At 71.4% G+C, this 16,210-nt stretch carries 15 protein-coding genes; 8 read left to right on the top strand and 7 right to left on the bottom strand.

Features of this window, described 5'->3' with window-relative positions:
• Positions 1-165 precede the first annotated feature (165 nt).
• Entirely contained in the window at positions 166-1,209 is a 1,044-nt protein-coding gene (locus ABZ833_RS19790) for an NUDIX domain-containing protein (RefSeq protein WP_361048336.1), read from the top strand.
• A gap of 150 nt (positions 1,210-1,359) precedes the next feature.
• On the opposite strand, the gene ABZ833_RS19795 is transcribed toward ABZ833_RS19790, so the two are convergent.
• Positions 1,360-2,715: a dipeptidase gene (locus ABZ833_RS19795; protein WP_361048338.1), complete on the bottom strand. Its 1,356-nt coding sequence runs from the start codon at positions 2,713-2,715 to the stop codon at positions 1,360-1,362.
• A 135-nt stretch (positions 2,716-2,850) separates the two neighbouring features.
• Between ABZ833_RS19795 and ABZ833_RS19800 the strand changes: the two genes are divergently transcribed.
• Entirely contained in the window at positions 2,851-4,053 is a 1,203-nt protein-coding gene (locus ABZ833_RS19800; RefSeq protein WP_361048340.1) for a geranylgeranyl reductase family protein, read from the top strand.
• A 1-nt stretch (position 4,054) separates the two neighbouring features.
• Here ABZ833_RS19800 and ABZ833_RS19805 read toward each other — a convergent pair whose 3' ends face one another.
• The gene (locus ABZ833_RS19805; RefSeq protein WP_361048342.1) at positions 4,055-4,540 is read right to left on the bottom strand and encodes a nitroreductase family deazaflavin-dependent oxidoreductase; all 486 of its coding nucleotides are present in this window, start codon (positions 4,538-4,540) and stop codon (positions 4,055-4,057) included.
• Positions 4,541-4,714: 174 nt separating this feature from the next.
• Between ABZ833_RS19805 and ABZ833_RS19810 the strand changes: the two genes are divergently transcribed.
• On the top strand, positions 4,715-5,413 hold the full coding sequence (locus ABZ833_RS19810) for a TetR/AcrR family transcriptional regulator (protein ID WP_361048343.1): 699 nt from the start codon (positions 4,715-4,717) through the stop codon (positions 5,411-5,413).
• A gap of 30 nt (positions 5,414-5,443) precedes the next feature.
• Here ABZ833_RS19810 and ABZ833_RS19815 read toward each other — a convergent pair whose 3' ends face one another.
• Positions 5,444-6,256 carry a BTAD domain-containing putative transcriptional regulator gene (locus ABZ833_RS19815; RefSeq protein ID WP_361048344.1) on the bottom strand — a complete coding sequence of 271 codons (813 nt, stop codon included), beginning with the start codon at positions 6,254-6,256 and terminating at the stop codon, positions 5,444-5,446.
• A gap of 150 nt (positions 6,257-6,406) precedes the next feature.
• On the opposite strand from ABZ833_RS19815, the gene ABZ833_RS19820 reads away from it, so the two are divergent.
• From ABZ833_RS19820 to ABZ833_RS19830, 3 genes are read left to right on the top strand one after another with little or no spacing between them, the layout of a single operon-like run.
• Complete coding sequence (locus tag ABZ833_RS19820; RefSeq protein ID WP_361048346.1) at positions 6,407-8,581, top strand: MMPL family transporter; 2,175 nt, start codon at positions 6,407-6,409, stop codon at positions 8,579-8,581.
• Positions 8,582-8,634: 53 nt separating this feature from the next.
• Entirely contained in the window at positions 8,635-9,891 is a 1,257-nt protein-coding gene (locus tag ABZ833_RS19825) for a sensor histidine kinase (protein WP_361048348.1), read from the top strand.
• A complete protein-coding gene (locus ABZ833_RS19830; RefSeq protein WP_361048350.1) occupies positions 9,888-10,553 on the top strand; it encodes a response regulator transcription factor in 666 nt (221 codons plus the stop codon). Before ABZ833_RS19825 ends, ABZ833_RS19830 begins: the two co-directional genes overlap by 4 nt.
• On the opposite strand, the gene ABZ833_RS19835 is transcribed toward ABZ833_RS19830, so the two are convergent.
• Together ABZ833_RS19835 and ABZ833_RS19840 are read right to left on the bottom strand one after the other, a co-directional pair.
• Positions 10,514-10,786, bottom strand: coding sequence for a DUF6332 family protein (locus ABZ833_RS19835; protein WP_361048352.1), 273 nt, complete (start codon positions 10,784-10,786; stop codon positions 10,514-10,516). The two genes, ABZ833_RS19830 and ABZ833_RS19835, sit on opposite strands and share 40 nt — an antisense overlap.
• Before the next feature lie 76 nt (positions 10,787-10,862).
• Positions 10,863-12,359, bottom strand: coding sequence for an MFS transporter (locus ABZ833_RS19840; RefSeq protein WP_361048354.1), 1,497 nt, complete (start codon positions 12,357-12,359; stop codon positions 10,863-10,865).
• An 89-nt stretch (positions 12,360-12,448) separates the two neighbouring features.
• Here ABZ833_RS19840 and ABZ833_RS19845 point away from each other — a divergent pair, with 89 nt between their 5' ends.
• Positions 12,449-12,853 carry a MarR family transcriptional regulator gene (locus tag ABZ833_RS19845; RefSeq protein ID WP_361048356.1) on the top strand — a complete coding sequence of 135 codons (405 nt, stop codon included), beginning with the start codon at positions 12,449-12,451 and terminating at the stop codon, positions 12,851-12,853.
• Positions 12,854-12,893: 40 nt separating this feature from the next.
• Here ABZ833_RS19845 and ABZ833_RS19850 read toward each other — a convergent pair whose 3' ends face one another.
• Both ABZ833_RS19850 and ABZ833_RS19855 read right to left on the bottom strand, forming a co-directional pair.
• A complete protein-coding gene (locus tag ABZ833_RS19850) occupies positions 12,894-13,628 on the bottom strand; it encodes a maleylpyruvate isomerase family mycothiol-dependent enzyme (protein ID WP_361048750.1) in 735 nt (244 codons plus the stop codon).
• A 64-nt stretch (positions 13,629-13,692) separates the two neighbouring features.
• Positions 13,693-14,724 carry a LacI family DNA-binding transcriptional regulator gene (locus tag ABZ833_RS19855; RefSeq protein ID WP_361048358.1) on the bottom strand — a complete coding sequence of 344 codons (1,032 nt, stop codon included), beginning with the start codon at positions 14,722-14,724 and terminating at the stop codon, positions 13,693-13,695.
• 391 nt (positions 14,725-15,115) lie between these two features.
• Here ABZ833_RS19855 and ABZ833_RS19860 point away from each other — a divergent pair, with 391 nt between their 5' ends.
• Positions 15,116-16,153: a glycoside hydrolase family 5 protein gene (locus ABZ833_RS19860; RefSeq protein ID WP_361048360.1), complete on the top strand. Its 1,038-nt coding sequence runs from the start codon at positions 15,116-15,118 to the stop codon at positions 16,151-16,153.
• Positions 16,154-16,210: the final 57 nt, after the last annotated feature.

The raw sequence follows: 16,210 nt of genomic DNA on the forward strand, positions 1-16,210 counted from the left end.
ACGATTCATGCACGGTGACTGCCACCCGATGGGGTGAAGTGGATGCGAATCACTTGACATGTCGTGGCGCCTTTCGGCCTGGGCGATGACCGCCTCATCAGGGCCTGGTTTCCGTGGCAGGGTGTTGCGGGCAAGCCACAGGGGGCCAACAGAAGAGGGGGAACCGTGATCGTCTGGATCAACGGCGCGTTCGGTGCGGGCAAGACCGGCGCCGCACGGGAACTGATCGAGCTGATCCCGAACAGCACACTCTTCGACCCCGAGGTCATCGGCGGCGGACTGCCCGACCTGCTGCCGCCCAAGCGCCTCGCCGAGGTGAGCGACTTCCAGGATCTGCCGATCTGGCGGCGGCTCGTCGTGGACACCGCGGCGGCCCTGCTCGCCGAGGTCGGCGGCGTCCTCGTGGTGCCCATGACCCTGCTGCGGCAGGACTACCGTGACGAGATCTTCGGCGGCCTCGCCTCGCGCAGGATCGCCGTACGACACGTTGTCCTCGCCCCGGATGAAACGATCCTGCGCCAACGCATATCCGCCCGCCCCGTCCCGGACCTCCCGGACGGCGAGATGCGCGTGCGGCAGTGGTCGTTCGACCACATCGAGCCCTACCGCGCCGCACTCGCGGGCTGGCTCGGCACCGACGCCCACCGCATCGACACCGGCGCGCTCACCCCGTACGAGACCGCCGAGCGCATCGCCGACGCCGTACGCACCGGGGCCGCGTCCGTCTGCGACATCGTGCAGACCCCGGAGCCCACCGCGGAGACGCTCGCCGCCGGGGTGCTGCTCTTCGACGAGCAGGACCGGGTGCTGCTCGTCGACCCGACGTACAAGGCCGGCTGGGAGTTCCCCGGCGGCGTCGTCGAACCGGGCGAGGCGCCCGCGCGCGCGGGCATGCGCGAGGTGGCCGAGGAGACCGGCATCCAACTGACCGAAGCCCCCCGGCTCCTGGTCGTCGACTGGGAGCCGCCCACACCGCCCGGCTACGGAGGGATGCGGTTCCTCTTCGACGGCGGCAGCCTCGACAGCGGCGAGGCCCGGCAGTTGCTCCTGCCCGGCCCCGAACTCCGCGACTGCCGCTTCGTCACCGAGGAAGAGGCGGCACGGCTCCTGCCTCCCGTGCGCTACGAACGGCTGCGCTGGGCCCTGCGCGCACGGGAGCGCGGGGTCGCCCTGTACCTGGAGGCGGGAGTCCCGGTCGGCCCCCAGTGACCGTCGGAGGCCCCCGGCGTCAGCCCGGGTCGTACCCGTCGACGGCGGCGAGCAAGAGACCGCGTGGCGGGCGAGGGGTCTTGGCTGTGGGCAGCGGGATTCACCCCAGCACCCCTGCCCACAGCCGATCAGCCCTGCCCGCCCGGTGGCTCAGTTCGCCGCGTACTTCTGGAGGAACAGTGCCTCCGCGACCGAGAGCCGCTCCAGCTCCTGGGGGGAGACGCTCTCGTCGACCGCGTGGATCTGCGCCTCGGGCTCGCTCAGACCGATCAGCAGGATCTCCGCACGGGGGTAGAGCGCGGCGAGGGTGTTGCACAGCGGGATCGAGCCGCCCTGTCCGGCGTACTGCATCTCCTCGCCCGGGTACGCCTCGCCCATCGCCTCCGCCATCGCCGCGTACGCCGGGCTCGTGGTGTCCGCGCGGAAGGGCTGGCCCTGCCCGATCTGCTCGGTGGTCACCTGCGCACCCCACGGCGTGTGCGCCTCCACGTGCGCCTGCAGCAGCTTGGTGGCCTCGGCCGCGTCCACGCCCGGCGGCACCCGCAGACTGATCAGCGCCCGCGCGGCCGCCTGCACGGACGGCGTCGCGCCGACCACCGGCGGGCAGTCGATGCCGAGCACCGTGACCGCGGGGCGCGCCCAGATGCGGTCGGCGACCGTGCCCTTGCCGACCAGCCGGACGCCGTCGAGGACCTTGGCGTCCTTGCGGAAGTCGTCCTCTTCGTACTGAAGCCCGTCCCACACCTCGTCGCCCGTGAGCCCGTCGACCGTCGTCGAGCCGTCCTCCGCACGCAGCGAGTCGAGGACGCGCACCAGCGCCGCGAGGGCGTCCGGGGCCGCACCGCCGAACTGTCCCGAGTGCAGATTGCCCTCGAGAGTGTCGACGCGGACGCGTACGAGCGTCATGCCGCGGAGTGTCGCGGTGACCGTCGGCAGGCCCACCCGGAAGTTGCCCGCGTCGCCGATGACGATCGTGTCCGCCGTCAGCAGGTCGGGGTGCTCCTCGGCGTACCGCTCGAGACCGCCCGTGCCCTGCTCCTCGGAACCCTCGGCGATCACCTTGACGGTCACCGGGACGCCGCCGTTCGCCTTCAGGGCGCGCAGCGCGAGCAGGTGCATGAGGACGCCGCCCTTGCAGTCGGCGCTGCCGCGTCCGTACCAGCGGCCATCGCGCTCCGTCAGCTCGAACGGCGGGCTGGTCCAGGCCGTCTCGTCGAGCGGCGGCTGCACGTCGTAGTGCGCGTAGAGCAGCACCGTGGGAGCGCCCTCGGGGCCCGGCAGCAGGCCGTACACCGACTGCGTGCCGTCCGGGGTGTCGAGCAGGGCAACGTCCTGGAACCCCTCGGCGCGCAGCGCGTCCGCCACCCAGTTCGCGGCGGCCTCGCTCTCGCTCCTGGGGAACTGATCGAAGTCCGCCACCGACTTGAAGGCCACCAGTTCGGTGAGCTCCGCCTTCGCCTTCGGCATGAGTGAGGCGACGGTCTCGGCGATCGGATCCGGCGACATGGGCACGCTCCTCGTAGGTGCGACGTTGTACGTATGCGGGTGTGGTGATCCTCCCACAGGAGGGTGCCGGAGGTGCCCGCCGTAGGATGCCTTGGAAAGCGCGGCCAACAGCTGGATCGGGAGCGGTAGACCAACGTGAGCAGCGAGAACTCAGCGGACGACGCTCAGTACGTGTGGGACGTCGTCGTGGTGGGAGCAGGGCCCGCCGGGGCGTCGGCGGCCTATGCGGCAGCCGTCGCGGGACGTAGCGTCCTCGTCCTGGAGAAAGCCGAACTGCCCCGGTACAAGACGTGTGGCGGCGGCATCATCGGCCCCTCGCGTGACGCGCTCCCGCCCGGGTTCGAACTGCCCTTCAGGGACCGGGTGCACGCGGTGACGTTCTCCCTGGACGGCAAGTTCTCCCGCACCCGCCGCTCGAAGCAGATGCTCTTCGGGCTCATCAACCGCCCCGAGTTCGACCAGCAACTGGTCGAGCACGCGCAGAAGGCGGGCGCCGAGGTGCGCACCGGCGTCACCGTCGCGCGCGTGGAGCAGCACGGCTCATCGGTGCCTGACCGGCGCACGGTCGCCGTGGTGCTGCAGGGCGGCGAGACGGTGCTCGCCCGCGCGGTCGTCGGGGCCGACGGCAGCGCGAGCCGCATAGGAGCACATGTCGGCGTGAAGCTCGACCAGGTGGATCTCGGTCTGGAGGCCGAGATCCCGGTGCCGCAGAGCGTCGCCGAGGACTGGGCGGGCCGGGTGCTCATCGACTGGGGCCCGATGCCGGGCAGTTACGGATGGGTGTTCCCCAAGGGCGACACGCTCACCGTCGGTGTCATCTCCGCGCGCGGCGAAGGCTCGGCCACCAAGCGGTACTTGGAGGACTTCATCGCCCGCCTCGGCCTCGCGGGCTTCGAGCCGAGCATCTCCTCCGGCCACCTGACGCGCTGTCGCAGCGACGACTCGCCGCTCTCGCGCGGCCGGGTCGTGGTGTGCGGTGACGCGGCGGGGCTCCTTGAGCCGTGGACCCGCGAGGGCATCTCCTTCGCGCTGCGCTCGGGGCGCCTCGCGGGGGAGTGGGCCGTGCGGATCGGCGAGGCGCACGACGCGGTCGACGCCCGCCGCCAGGCTCTGAACTACGCCTTCGCCGTCAAGGCGGGACTCGGCGTCGAGATGAGCGTCGGGCGGCGCATGCTCACCCTCTTCGAGCGCCGTCCGGGCGCGCTGCACGCGGCGATCACCGGGTTCCGGCCCGCGTGGAACGCGTTCGCGAGGATCACCCGTGGCTCGACGACGCTGGGCGAGCTGGTGCGGAACCATCCGCTGGCGGGACGGGCACTGAGCGCGCTCGACCGGTAGGTCACTTGGTGACGGTGACGCGGAAGACGGGGTGGTCGGCGGCGGCCGCCTCGATCTCCGCGTCCGTGGACTTGGCGGTGACGCCCTTGAAGTACTGGTTGACCTCCCAGCCCCACTTCTCCAGATAGCCGCGCAGGAGCGGCAGCTTCTCGGCGTCCGCGACCTCCTCGACCGTGAACGCCCGGACCTTGCGCCCCACGCGCAGCTCGCCGCCGCCCGCGACGCGCATGTTGCGCACCCACTGCGAGTGCCCACGGGCCGAGACCAGGTACTGGCTGCCTTCGTACGTGAACGGGTTCACCGGGACGCGCTGCATCTGGCCGCTCTTGCGGCCCCGTACGGAGAGCTCGGCCGACCCCATCAGGCTGACGCCGCGCCGCGCCAGCCAGCCGATCATGCTGTTGAGCCGCACGTTAAGGGGGCTGCCCTTGAGGTAGTAGGGGGCGGGGGAGCCGGAGGAGGACGCTGAGGACGAGGAGGAAGACATGGTGACCGCCTGAGTCGGGAGAGGTTCCGAGAGCACTGCTCTCGCTTAAGAGCAGTGTGCACGAGATCGGTGCCCTATTTCAAGAGCAGTGCTCTCGAAAATGTGCGGCGCTCTTGAATGAGTGCGCCGCTCCCGTTTTAGCGCACTGCTCCGAACCCGTGGCACACTGCCCGTATGAGTAGTGCCACCAGCGGGGCCAGGGCCCGCGCCCGAGTCGAAGTCACCGCCGCCATCAAGGACGAGGCGCGCAGACAGCTGGCGGCCGACGGCGCCGCCAAGCTCTCGCTGCGCGCCGTGGCCCGCGAACTCGGCATGGTCTCCTCCGCCCTCTACCGCTACTTCCCCAGCCGCGACGAGCTCCTGACCGCCCTCATCATCGACGCCTATGACTCCCTCGGTACCGCCGCCGAGGGTGCGCACGCCGAGGTCGCGTCGGCCGAACCCGTGCGGCGCTGGACGGTCGTGTGCGAGGCCGTGCGGTCCTGGGCGCTCGCGCATCCCCATGAGTACGCCCTCATCTACGGCTCGCCCGTCCCCGGCTACAGCGCGCCCGCCTCCACGATCGAGGCCGCGGCCCGCGTCGGGCTGCTGCTCATCGGCATCGTGCGCGACGCCCATCAGGGGCGCGGAGTCGCCGTGCGGCCGCTGCCGGGCGGGCTGCGTCCCGAGGCCGAGCGGATGGCTGCGGATCTGGCGCCCGATCTGCCGCCCGCGGTGATCGCGGCGATGGTCGCGGCATGGGCCCAGCTGTTCGGGCTCGTGGGCTTCGAGGTGTTCGGGCAGTTCAATCGCGTCGTCGAGGACCGTTCGGTCTTCTTCTCCTACTCGGTCACTCAACTCGCCCATGGTGTGGGCCTGTTGGAGCAGAAGTAGCCTCCGGCCCATCGATCGGAGTGAGCGCCTTCAGGCCGCCGGCACGGGAGCTGACGTCCGCGTGGTGAGGAGCTCCGGGTCCTGGCGCAGCATCCGCTCGTGCAGGGACCGCAGCGCGGGGCCCGGGTCCGCGCCCATGGCGTCCGCGATCCGGTGCCGTGCCTCCTCGAAGGCGAGCAGGGCGTCCGAGGAACGGCCGGTGCGGTAAAGGGCGTTCATCAGGAGCTCGACCGAGCGCTCGCGCAGAGGGTGGGCGGCGACGAGCCTGATCAGTTCGTGGACGTACTCGAAGGAGCGGCCGAGTTCGATCTCCCCGGCGATCCGGGCCTCCAGGACGGTGAGCCGCTTCTCGCGCCACCGGAGCCGTTCCGCCGCCAGATACGGGGCGTTGAGCCCCTCCGCGAACTCGCCGCGCCACAACGCCTCGGCTCGGTCGACGAGTTCGCCCGCGTGGCGCAGCTGCCCCGCGTCACGCGCGGCGAGCGCCGCGTCGACCAACTGCCGCCGCTCGCGCAGATCGTCGGCGACCGCTCCGGAGAGCCGGTAGCCGCTGCCGGTCCACGTCAGGGCCGGGCTGTCCGTCGTGCCCCCGGACGCGAAGGCGCGCCGCACCCCGGAGACGTACTTCTGCACGAGATTGCGCACATGGACCGGGGGTTCGTCACCCCATACGGCGTCGACCAGGCCCTCGTACGAGAGAGGCCGCCCCTCCTGGAGGAGCAGGACCGCGAGCACGGCGCGCTGCTTCGGCGGGCCGAGCGGCACCTCCTCGGCGCCGCGCAACGCCCGCAGCGGACCCAGCAGTTCGAAGCGCATCCCCGCGGACATCCCCACACCACCCATGCGCCGAGCGTAACCCGGCACCCGCCCGCACCCGCCCGCCCGCGTTCCAGTGGATCTTCCAGCGGGTCTTCCAGTGGCCCTTCCAGCGGTGGCCGCGACGGTGGCGGCACCGGATCCCGTACGGGGGTCCCGGGAGAGAGGCAGACAGCGATGCTGACCCGGCTCGGCCGTTTCGTGGTGCGGCGCAGCCGCGCCGTGCTGATCGGCGTGGTACTGGCCTTCCTCGGCCTCGGCGCCTACGGAGCCGGCGCCCAGGCCGACCTCGACCTCGCGCGCTGGGACGCGCCGGGCACCGAGTCCGTGCGCGCGGCCGACATCCTGCGCGAGGAGTACGGCACGGGGAACCCCAACCTCGCGCTCCTCGTCACGGCCCGCGACGGCGACGTCGACTCACCGCGCACGACGGCCGCTGCGCGCCAACTGGCCGCCGAGGTACGGGACATCCCCGGCATCACCGATGTCAGCGCCTACTGGACCGGCAAGAGCCCGGCCCTGCGCGCCTCCGACGGCGAACGCGCCCTGATCCTCGCCCGCCTGGAGGGCAACGCCACGGACACCCGCGAGCGGCTCGCCACCCTCTCGCCACAACTCTCCCGCACCACAGCACAGTTGACGGTCTCCGTCGGCGGGCAGGAGGAGATCTCCCGGCAGGTCGGCGAGCAGGCACGCACCGACTTCCTGCGCGCCGAGATGCTCGCCCTGCCCGCCGTCGTGCTCCTGCTGATCCTCGTCTACCGGCGCACCGCGGCGGCCCTGCTCACCGTCGGCGTCGGGCTGCTCTCGGTCGTCGGCACGCTCGCGGGGCTCCGGGCGATCGCGCAGGTCACCGAGGTGTCGACGTTCGCGGCGAATCTCGCACTCGTCCTCGGCCTCGGACTCGGCATCGACTACAGCCTCTTCGTCATCAACCGCTACCGCGAGGAACGCCACGCGGGGCACGTCCAGCCGCACGCCGTGGTCCGCGCGACCGCCGCGGCCGGACGCACCGTGATCTTCAGCGGGGTCACCGTGGCCGTCTCGCTCTGCGCCCTGCTCGTGTTCCCGTTCTTCTTCCTGAGCTCCTTCGCGTACGCGGGAGTGCTCGTCGTCGTGACCGCGGTGGCCGGAGCGCTGCTTCTGCTGCCCGCCGCGCTCGCCCGCTGGGGCCACCGCGTGGAGCGCCCGCAGCGCACGGCCGGTGGCCTGTGGCAGCGGGTCGCCCTCGCCGCGATGCGCCACCCGGTCGCCGCGGGCGCGGCCGTGGTCGGCCTCCTGCTGCTCGCCGCGTCACCGCTGCTCGGCCTGCGGTTCGGGCTGCCGGACGAGCGGACCCTGCCCACCGGCACCTCGTCCCGCACCACCTCCGAGACCATCCACAAGGAGTTCCCCGCCGAACCGACCGACGCCGTCCAGGTCGTGCTCCGGGAGGCGGCGAGCGCCGGGGCCACGCAGCGGTACGCCGCCGAACTCTCCCGCATCCAGGGCGTGTTCCAGGTGGACGCCCCGACCGGCAGCTACCAGGACGGCCACCGCACCGGGCCCTCGGAGATCGCACCCAGAGGAGGAGGATCCCGCCTGGCGCTGATCCCGGCCCAGGCGGCGATGCGCGGCGACGTACCCGCCCTCGTCGGTGCCGTCCGTGACACCCCGGCCCCCGCGGCCGCCCTGGTCGGCGGCTACCCGGCCGAGACCACCGACTTCCGCGCCACCCTCCTGGACCGCCTTCCGTACGCCGTCGGCCTGATCCTCGTCGCCACCTTCGCCATCCTCTTCCTGATGACCGGCAGCCTGCTCCTGCCCGCCAAGGCGACCGTGCTCAATCTGCTCAGCCTGTCGGTGATGTTCGGGTGCCTGGTGTGGGTCTTCCAGGAGGGCCACCTGTCGGGGCTCCTCGGCTTCACGCCCACCGGGTCGATCGAGCCGAGCATCCCGGTGCTGATGTTCTGCGTCGCCTACGGCCTGTCGATGGACTACGAGGTGTTCATGCTGGCGCGGATCAAGGAGGAGTACGAGCGGGTCGGCGACACGGAGCGGGCGGTGGCGACCGGGATCCGGCAAAGTGCCCCGCTGATCACCGCGGCGGCCGGGATCCTCGCGCTCTCGTTCCTCACGTACGCGACCGGGGGCGTCGTCTTCCTCAAGGAACTGGGCGTCGGCACCGCCCTGACGATCCTCGTGGACGCCACCCTCATCCGCGTCGTCCTGCTGCCGGTCGCCATGCGGCTCGCGGGCCGCGCCAACTGGTGGGCGCCCGGTCCGCTGCGCCGGCTGCACCGGCGCTTCGGCCTGCACGAAGTCCCGGAGGGTGACAAGACCCCCGAGGTACTCCAGCGGGAGTACGCGTGATCGCCACGCTCGGCTGACGCCCGCCGCCCACCGCGCGGTCTAGCGTTGCCGTCATGGATGAGCAGCGCGAACACAGGCGCGGCGGTCCGCCCCTGCCCTGGGGCGGACCGCCGGCATGGCGGCAGGGGCCGCCCTGGTGGAACCGACGCGACGACGCGGGGGACGTCAGCAGGCTGCCGTGGCTGACGACGCTGGCCATCACCGCGTTCGTGCAAGTCGGCTCGAAGTACGCCGCCGAGGGCCAGCTCGACCGGCAGGACCTGGACATCTGGGCCCGGCTCCTGCTGCTCGCGGGCACGCTCTCGCTCCTGCTGCGCCACCGCCATCCCGTCCCGGTCGCGTACTTCACGGCAGGGACCGCGCTGGTCTACCTCGGCGCCGGGTATGCGTACGGCCCGGTCCTGATCACCGTCGCCGTCGGCTGCTTCGCCGCGGTCGTCTCCGGGCACCGGCGCGCGGCGTGGGGGGCCGTCGGGATGCTGTGGGCGGGACATCTCCTTGTCGCGCACTGGCTCTACAGATGGCTGCCGCCGGACGGCGACAACGCACGGACCTGGGGCGAGGAGACCGTCGTCGCCGTCTGGGTGGTCGCCATCATCGCCGTGTCCGAGCTGGCCCGCGTGCGCCGCGAGCAGTGGATGAAGGAGCGTGCCGAGCGCGCACAGGCCGCCAAGCGGCGCGCCGACGAGGAGCGCCTGCGCATGGCGCGCGAGCTGCACGACGTCCTCGCGCACAGCATCTCCGTGATCAACGTCCAGGCGGGCGTCGGCCTCGCGCTGCTCGACTCCGATCCCGAGCAGGCCCGCACCGCCCTGACCACCATCAAGGCCGCGAGCAAGGAGGCACTCGGAGAGGTCAGGCAGGTCCTGGACACCCTGCGTACGCCCGGTGAGGCACCCCGCGCCCCGGCCCCGGGGCTCGACCGCCTGCCCGAACTCGTGCAGCAGGCCGCCAGTACGGGACTCACCGTCGAGGTCGACACACAGGGCACCGGCAAGAAGCTGGCGCCCGGCGTCGACCTCGCCGCCTTCCGCATCGTCCAGGAGGCCCTGACCAACGTCGTACGGCACTCCGGATCGCGGCACGCGCGCGTGCTCGTGCGGTACGAGGCCGCGGCGCTCACCCTGCGCGTGGACGACGACGGCCCCGCCACCGGCGCGGACGCGGGAGGCAGCGGCAACGGTCTTGCGGGGATGCGCGAGCGCGCCGCCGCCCTGAATGGCACGATCGAGGCTGGCTCGCGCCCGGACGGTGGATTCCGGGTCACCGCGGTACTGCCCACCCGCTCGGCACCTCAGGAGGACCAGTGATCCGCGTACTGCTCGCCGACGACCAGTCGCTGGTCAGGGCCGGTTTCAAGGCGCTGCTCGACGCCCAGCGGGACATCGAGGTCGCGGGCGAGGCGGCGGACGGCGAGGAGGCGGTGCGCATGGTGCGCGAACTGCGCCCCGATGTCGTCCTGATGGACATCCGCATGCCGTTGCTCGACGGCCTCGCCGCGACCCGGAGGATCACCGACGAGCCGGATCTGAACGAAGTGAAGGTGGTCATGCTCACCACCTTCGAGCTGGACGAGTACGTCTTCGAGGCGATCCGCTCCGGGGCGTCGGGCTTCCTGGTCAAGGACACTGAGCCGGAGGAACTGCTGCGCGCCGTCCGCGCGGTGGTCGACGGCGACGCGCTGCTGTCGCCCGGCGTGACGCGTCGTCTGATCGCCGAGTTCGCCGCCCGCTCCAAGGAGCCCACGGGCCCCGAGCCGCTCGGCGAACTCACCGAGCGGGAACGGGAGGTGATGGCGCTGGTCGGCATCGGCCTGTCGAACGAGGAGATCGCCCGTCGTCTGGTCGTCAGCCCGCTCACCGCGAAAACCCACGTCAGCCGGACCATGGTGAAGCTCGGCGCCCGAGACCGCGCCCAACTGGTCGTCCTGGCCTACGAGTCAGGCCTGGTGCGCCCCGGCTGGCTCGGCTGACGCGCCCGCCGGTGGCGCACGAGAACCGTCACCACGGACACGACGAAGACAGCGGCGGCGGCGATCCTGCCGAGCCGGTTCAGCGTGTGCCCCGAGGGCGATGACATGCCGAGGAAGTGGGCCGCCACCGGCACGGCGAAGAAGGCGGCACCCGCGAGCGTCGTGGCGACGAAGAGTGCGAAACCGATCTCCACGGTGGCCTCGTCGCGCTGGGCCTGCGTCCGTTGCCCCATGTCCCGAGTGTCAGGGGTGCGCCTCCGGTGGGCAAGCAACTGCCCACCGGAGGCCGGGGTTTGATGATCGGTGCGGTCAGTCGCGCACGGCCACCCGCTCCTCGTCGGCCTCACGCCGCACGGACTTCACGACCACGATCGTCTCCTGTCCGGGACGCCTGCGGCGGGGCCGCAGCCCGGTGAGGGTGATCAGGAGCCCGGCCACCGCGATGGCCGTGACCACGATCAGGCCGGGACGGTAGCTGTCGAGCACGGCCTGCGGCGAGGCATCCGCGCCGTGGGAGGCCGCGGTGATCACGGCAGTGACGACGGCGAGGAAGATCGCGCCGCCCACCTGGATCGAGGTGTTCAGGAGGCCCGACACCATGCCCTGCTCGTCGTCGTGCACGCCGTTGGTGGCCTGGATGTTGAGCGAGGGGAAGACCAGGGCGCACGCGAAGCCGAGCAGGATCATGGACGGCAGGATCATGGAGGCGTACGACGGGGTGAGGCTGACGCGCAGGAACAGGACGTACGAGGCGACGAGCAGGACGAAGCCCGCCACGATGACCCGCGGTGTGCCGAACCGGTCGATCACCGAACCGACCTTCGTGGACGACAGCGCGACCAGGGCGCCCGCGGGCAGGAAGGCCAGCGCGGTCTCCAGGGCGGACCAGCCGAGCAGGGTCTGGAAGTACTGCGTGGCCAGGAACTGGAAGGAGACGTAGCCGCCGAAGAAGGTCATCGCGCCGATCTGCGCCCGGAGTTGGGGTCCCGAGCGCAGGACGCCCAGGCGGATCAGCGGGCTCGCGGTGCGCAGTTCGATGCGTACGAAGACGGCGAGCAGCACGGCCGCGGCGAGGAACGACAGGAGGGTGCGGGCCGAGGCCCAGCCGGCCTCCGGCGCCTCGACGACGGTGAAGACGAGCAGCAGCATCGCCGCCGTGCCGGTGACGGCGCCCGGCACGTCGTATCCGCCGACGTTCTTCTCGCGGGCGCTGCGCGGGATCAGCTTGAGTCCGGCGATCAGCGCGATGACGGCGATGGGCGCGGGCAGCAGCATCGTCAGGCGCCAGCTGGCCTCGGTGAGCAGTCCGGACAGGACGAGACCCATGGAGAAGCCGGTGGCGGCGCAGGTGGTGTAGATGGTGAGCGCGCGGTTGCGGACCGGGCCCTCGGCGAACGTCGTGGTGATGATGGACAGGCCCGCGGGCGCGGTGAACGCGGCGCTCAGACCCTTGATGAAGCGGCTGGCGATCAGCAGCGGACCGGAGTCGACGAACCCGCCGAGCAGCGAGGCGAGGGCGAAGACGGCGAGTGCGATCAAGAAGACGCGACGCCTGCCGAGCAGGTCGGCGGCGCGGCCGCCCAGGAGCAGGAGGCCGCCGTAGCCGAGGATGTAGCCGCTGACGACCCACTGCAGGGTCGAGGTGGAGAGGTTCAGTTCGGAGCCGATGGAGGGCAGGGCGACGCCGACCATCGACACGTCGAGCGCATCGAGGAACATCGCGGCGCAGAGCACGAGCAGCGTGCCCCACAGACGCGGGGACCAGCGCTCCGGGGACGCGGAGACAGCTGTGAGCGGAGAAGTCATGCGGAGCACAGTACATGCGTGTGCATTGAGTGCAAGTGCATTTAATTCCGATGCAACAAAGGGGGCCTTTTCTGCTACCGTGCGATGTCATGGCGGCGAAGAAGGCCGAGCAAGGGCTCGTGGACCAATGGCGCGACATCCTCGCGGTGCACGCGCGCACCCTGTGCGAACTCGACAACGCCCTGCGTGAGCACGGCCTCGGGGCCAGCGACTTCGAAGTCCTCGACGTGCTCTCCGAGGGCGCCGCGGCCGACGGTGACTGCGCCTACCGCGTGCAGGACATCGCGGGCCGGGTGCACCTGAGCCAGAGCGCGCTGTCCCGCCTCATCGGCCGACTGGAGAAGGACGGCCTCGTGGAGCGCGCCATGTGCAGCGAGGACCGGCGCGGGGTGCGGGTCGTGCTCACCGGCAAGGGACGCGAACTGCACGCGGAGGTGCGGCCGCTGCAGCGCGCGGTCCTCGGCCGGATGCTGGCGGAACCCGGCTCCAAGTAGCCCTGGGCGTAAGTAGCCCCGGGTGCAGGCAGCCCGGGTCTCACACGCCCGACGTCTCGCTCCACAGGGTGCTCAGCGCGGTGTCGCCGGTGACGTGCGGGATCGGCGCGCGGTTCCACAGTGCGAGGTAGAGGTGCTCGGCGGGCCCCGAAAGCTCGCACTCGGCCGGACCGTCGTCGCCCCGCTCCGTGACGGGCGGTTCCGGGGACAGGTGCACGGTCCACACGGCGTCCGCGCCCGCGTCCGTCGCCCGTACGCGCAGGACCCGGGGCTCCTGGGTGCGCACCCTGCTGCGGGCGCGCGCGTGAAACCCGCGGAGCAGCTCATCGATCCCGTCAGCCGCGAACTCCGTACCGATCGGTGACGGCGCACCCCCGCGCGCGGACTCGGCGTCCACGCGGTGGACGGCCGTCTCGTTCGCCTGCCGCCGCGCCCAGAACGCGAGGGGGTTCGGAGCGGGCAGGAACGCCCAGCACTGCACGTCGGGCGCGGCGGCGCGCAGCGTGGCGACCAGGTCGCCGTGCGCCTGCCGGTACCAGTCGAGCAGGTCCGCGCCGTCCAGGTCCGGCGCGTCGCCGATGGGCCGCGGCGAGGTGTGCGCGTCGGCGACGAACGCCGCCGCCCACCGATGCACCGCTCCCGTGTGCCGCAGCAGATCGCGCACGGTCCAGTCGGGGCAGGTGGTCACCTTGGCACTCGTCCCGGCCGCTTCGGCTGCGCGGGCCAGCAACGTGCCTTCCGCGTCGAGGACTTCAAGGTGTTCGGCGATCTCCATACCGGCAGTCTTCATACGGGGGATTGTGCCGGATGGAGTGTGCGCGAGTACGGGACCGGCGCGGTCAACCGGTGCTCGGGGTGCGTGGCGGTGGGCTGGTGCTGCCGCGCGGCACGAGGCGCGCCGCGGTGGCGACCACGCTCGGGGCCGAACCCTGGTCCATCGACGCCAGGAGGGTCGAGGCGGCGTGTGCGCCATAGGCCGCGATGTCGCGGGTCAGGGCGGTGAGTTGGGGGCGCACGACCTGGGTGAAGGGAGAGTCGTCCCAGGCCACGACCGAGAGATCGCGGGGGACGTGGAGGGAGAGCTCCTGGGCGACCGAGAGTGCGGCCACGGCCATGATGTCGTTGTCGTAGACGACGGCGGTGGGGCGTTCGGGTGCGATCAGCAGTCTTCGGGTGGCCCGCGCTCCTTCTTCCCCGGTGTAGTCGGTGTGCACGACGGTCGGCCGGGGCAGCCCCGCTTCCTGGCACGCGGTGTGGAACGCCGCATCGCGCACCGCGGTGTGGGCGAGCCGGGCGGGCCCCGCCACCCGTGCGATGCGGCGGTGGCCCAGCGTCGCGAGGTAGCGCACCGTGTCCCGCATGCTCGCGCCGTCGTCGGACCACACGGAGGGGAACCGGCCCGCGGCCTCCGGCGGCCCGAGCACCACCGCGGGCAGCTTCAGGTCCTCGAGGGCGGGCACCCGCGGGTCGGCCTCGCGCAGATCGACCAAGAGCCCGCCGTCCACCCGCCCCTCGCCCCACCAGCGCCGGTACAGCTCGATCTCGTCCTCGGCCGTGGTGACCGTCTGGAGCATCAGTGCGTACGAGAGCGGGGCGAGCACCGACTCGATGCCGCTGATGAGCTCCATGAAGAACGGCTCGACGCTCAGGGTGCGGGCCGGCCGGCAGACCGCGAGCCCCACCGCGCGCGCCCGGGCCCCGGTGAGGGCCCGTGCCGCGCTGCTGGGCCGCCAGCCGAGCTCGTCGGCGATGGCCTTGATGCTCGCGCGGGTCTGGGCGGAGACGCCGGGCTGATCATTGAGGGCATAGGACACCGCGACCTTGGAGACGCCCGCCCGCTGAGCGATGTCCGCGATCGTCGGCCGCTTCATTGATTCTCCCGTACGTACTCAACCGGTTCGTCGTGCGGGAGTCGACCCTACCCGCCGGTCCCGCGGGCTGCCGTTCGCGAGAGCTACTTAACCGGTTCCGTTGAAAGTGTTGTGCAGCCCCTCGCATCGCCCTAGCCTCGTGAACTGCCGAAGGGGAGAACCCACGGAACTTCCGTGCGTGTACCGCGACTTCGAGTGTTCCGTGTGCCGCCTCGAAGGCAGATGAATGCTGCCCGAGTGCCGTTTCTCGGCTTGAAAGGACAGCAATGCGACCGCGCCTCCAGAAGCAGGGGAATTCCACTGGAGGGCGGCCGACCCACAACAAGACCCAGCGTCGCCGAATGCGACTGACCTGATTCGGCGTACGCATGACCGTGCCGGGAGCACGCCCATGAAGAGAACGCGACTGACCACCGCGGCAGGAGCCGCACTCGCCCTGTGCGCCGCCCTCTGCGCTGCGACCCAACCCGCCCAGGCGGCAGCGGAGGTGCCCGGGTTCCGGGTGAGCGACGGACGCCTGCTGGACGCCAACGGGGACGACTTCGTCCTGCGCGGCGTCAACCACGCCCACACCTGGTACCCGGACCGCACCGACCAGGCACTCAAGGACATCAAGGCACAGGGCGCCAACTCCGTGCGCGTGGTGCTGAGCACCGGGGCGCAGTGGACCAAGAACGATACCGCCGACGTCGCCCGTGTCGTGGGCGAGTGCAAGCGAAGCCGCCTCATCTGCGTCCTGGAGGCCCATGACACCACCGGCTACGGGGAGCAGGGCAGCGCCGTCTCGCTGGCCAAGGCGGTCGAGTACTGGCTCAGTGTCCAGGACGGCGTGAAGGGCCAGGAGAAGTACGTCATCGTCAACATCGGAAACGAGCCGTACGGAAATACCGGATACGGCGGCTGGACCGGCGACACCAAGTCCGCGATCACCAAGATGCGAGCCGCGGGAATCGCGAACACCCTGATGGTCGACGCGCCCAATTGGGGTCAGGACTGGTCGTTCACGATGCGGGACAACGCGGCGGGTGTGTTTGCCGCGGATCCCGACAAGAACACCGTCTTCTCGATCCACATGTACGGCGTGTTCGACACCAAGGAAGAAATCAGCGATTATCTGGGACGGTTCACTTCGGCGAAACTCCCCATTGTGGTCGGTGAGTTCGGCGACATGCACTCGGACGGAAATCCGGACGAGGCCGCCATCATGGCCACAGCCCGGTCCCTGGGTGTCGGCTACATGGGCTGGTCCTGGAGCGGCAACGGCGGCGGGGTCGAGTACCTCGACCTGGTCAGCGACTTCGACGGCGGCCGGCTGACCCCCTGGGGCGAGCGCCTGTTCAACGGGCCCGACGGCATCAAGGAGACCGCCGAGGAAGCGGGCGTCTTCAGCAAGGCGCGAGGCGAGAAGCACCGCGAGCCACGCAACTGACCAGCGCGGTCAGTGCGGTCAGTGCGTCCGTCCGCGACGGCGGAGGCCCGGTGGGTC

This window comes from Streptomyces sp. NPDC047525 (assembly GCF_040643025.1).
In the GTDB taxonomy this organism is placed as follows: domain Bacteria; phylum Actinomycetota; class Actinomycetes; order Streptomycetales; family Streptomycetaceae; genus Streptomyces; species Streptomyces durmitorensis.

Coding starts and splice junctions, on each gene's coding strand:
- ABZ833_RS19820 (WP_361048346.1), top strand. CDS start 6,407: ATGCTGACCCGGCTCGGCCGTTTCGTGGTGCGGCGCAGCCGCGCCGTG.
- ABZ833_RS19845 (WP_361048356.1), top strand. CDS start 12,449: ATGGCGGCGAAGAAGGCCGAGCAAGGGCTCGTGGACCAATGGCGCGAC.
- ABZ833_RS19815 (WP_361048344.1), bottom strand. CDS start 6,256: ATGGGTGGTGTGGGGATGTCCGCGGGGATGCGCTTCGAACTGCTGGGT.
- ABZ833_RS19860 (WP_361048360.1), top strand. CDS start 15,116: ATGAAGAGAACGCGACTGACCACCGCGGCAGGAGCCGCACTCGCCCTG.
- ABZ833_RS19850 (WP_361048750.1), bottom strand. CDS start 13,628: ATGGAGATCGCCGAACACCTTGAAGTCCTCGACGCGGAAGGCACGTTG.
- ABZ833_RS19855 (WP_361048358.1), bottom strand. CDS start 14,724: ATGAAGCGGCCGACGATCGCGGACATCGCTCAGCGGGCGGGCGTCTCC.
- ABZ833_RS19840 (WP_361048354.1), bottom strand. CDS start 12,359: ATGACTTCTCCGCTCACAGCTGTCTCCGCGTCCCCGGAGCGCTGGTCC.
- ABZ833_RS19810 (WP_361048343.1), top strand. CDS start 4,715: ATGAGTAGTGCCACCAGCGGGGCCAGGGCCCGCGCCCGAGTCGAAGTC.
- ABZ833_RS19825 (WP_361048348.1), top strand. CDS start 8,635: ATGGATGAGCAGCGCGAACACAGGCGCGGCGGTCCGCCCCTGCCCTGG.
- ABZ833_RS19805 (WP_361048342.1), bottom strand. CDS start 4,540: ATGTCTTCCTCCTCGTCCTCAGCGTCCTCCTCCGGCTCCCCCGCCCCC.
- ABZ833_RS19835 (WP_361048352.1), bottom strand. CDS start 10,786: ATGGGGCAACGGACGCAGGCCCAGCGCGACGAGGCCACCGTGGAGATC.
- ABZ833_RS19795 (WP_361048338.1), bottom strand. CDS start 2,715: ATGTCGCCGGATCCGATCGCCGAGACCGTCGCCTCACTCATGCCGAAG.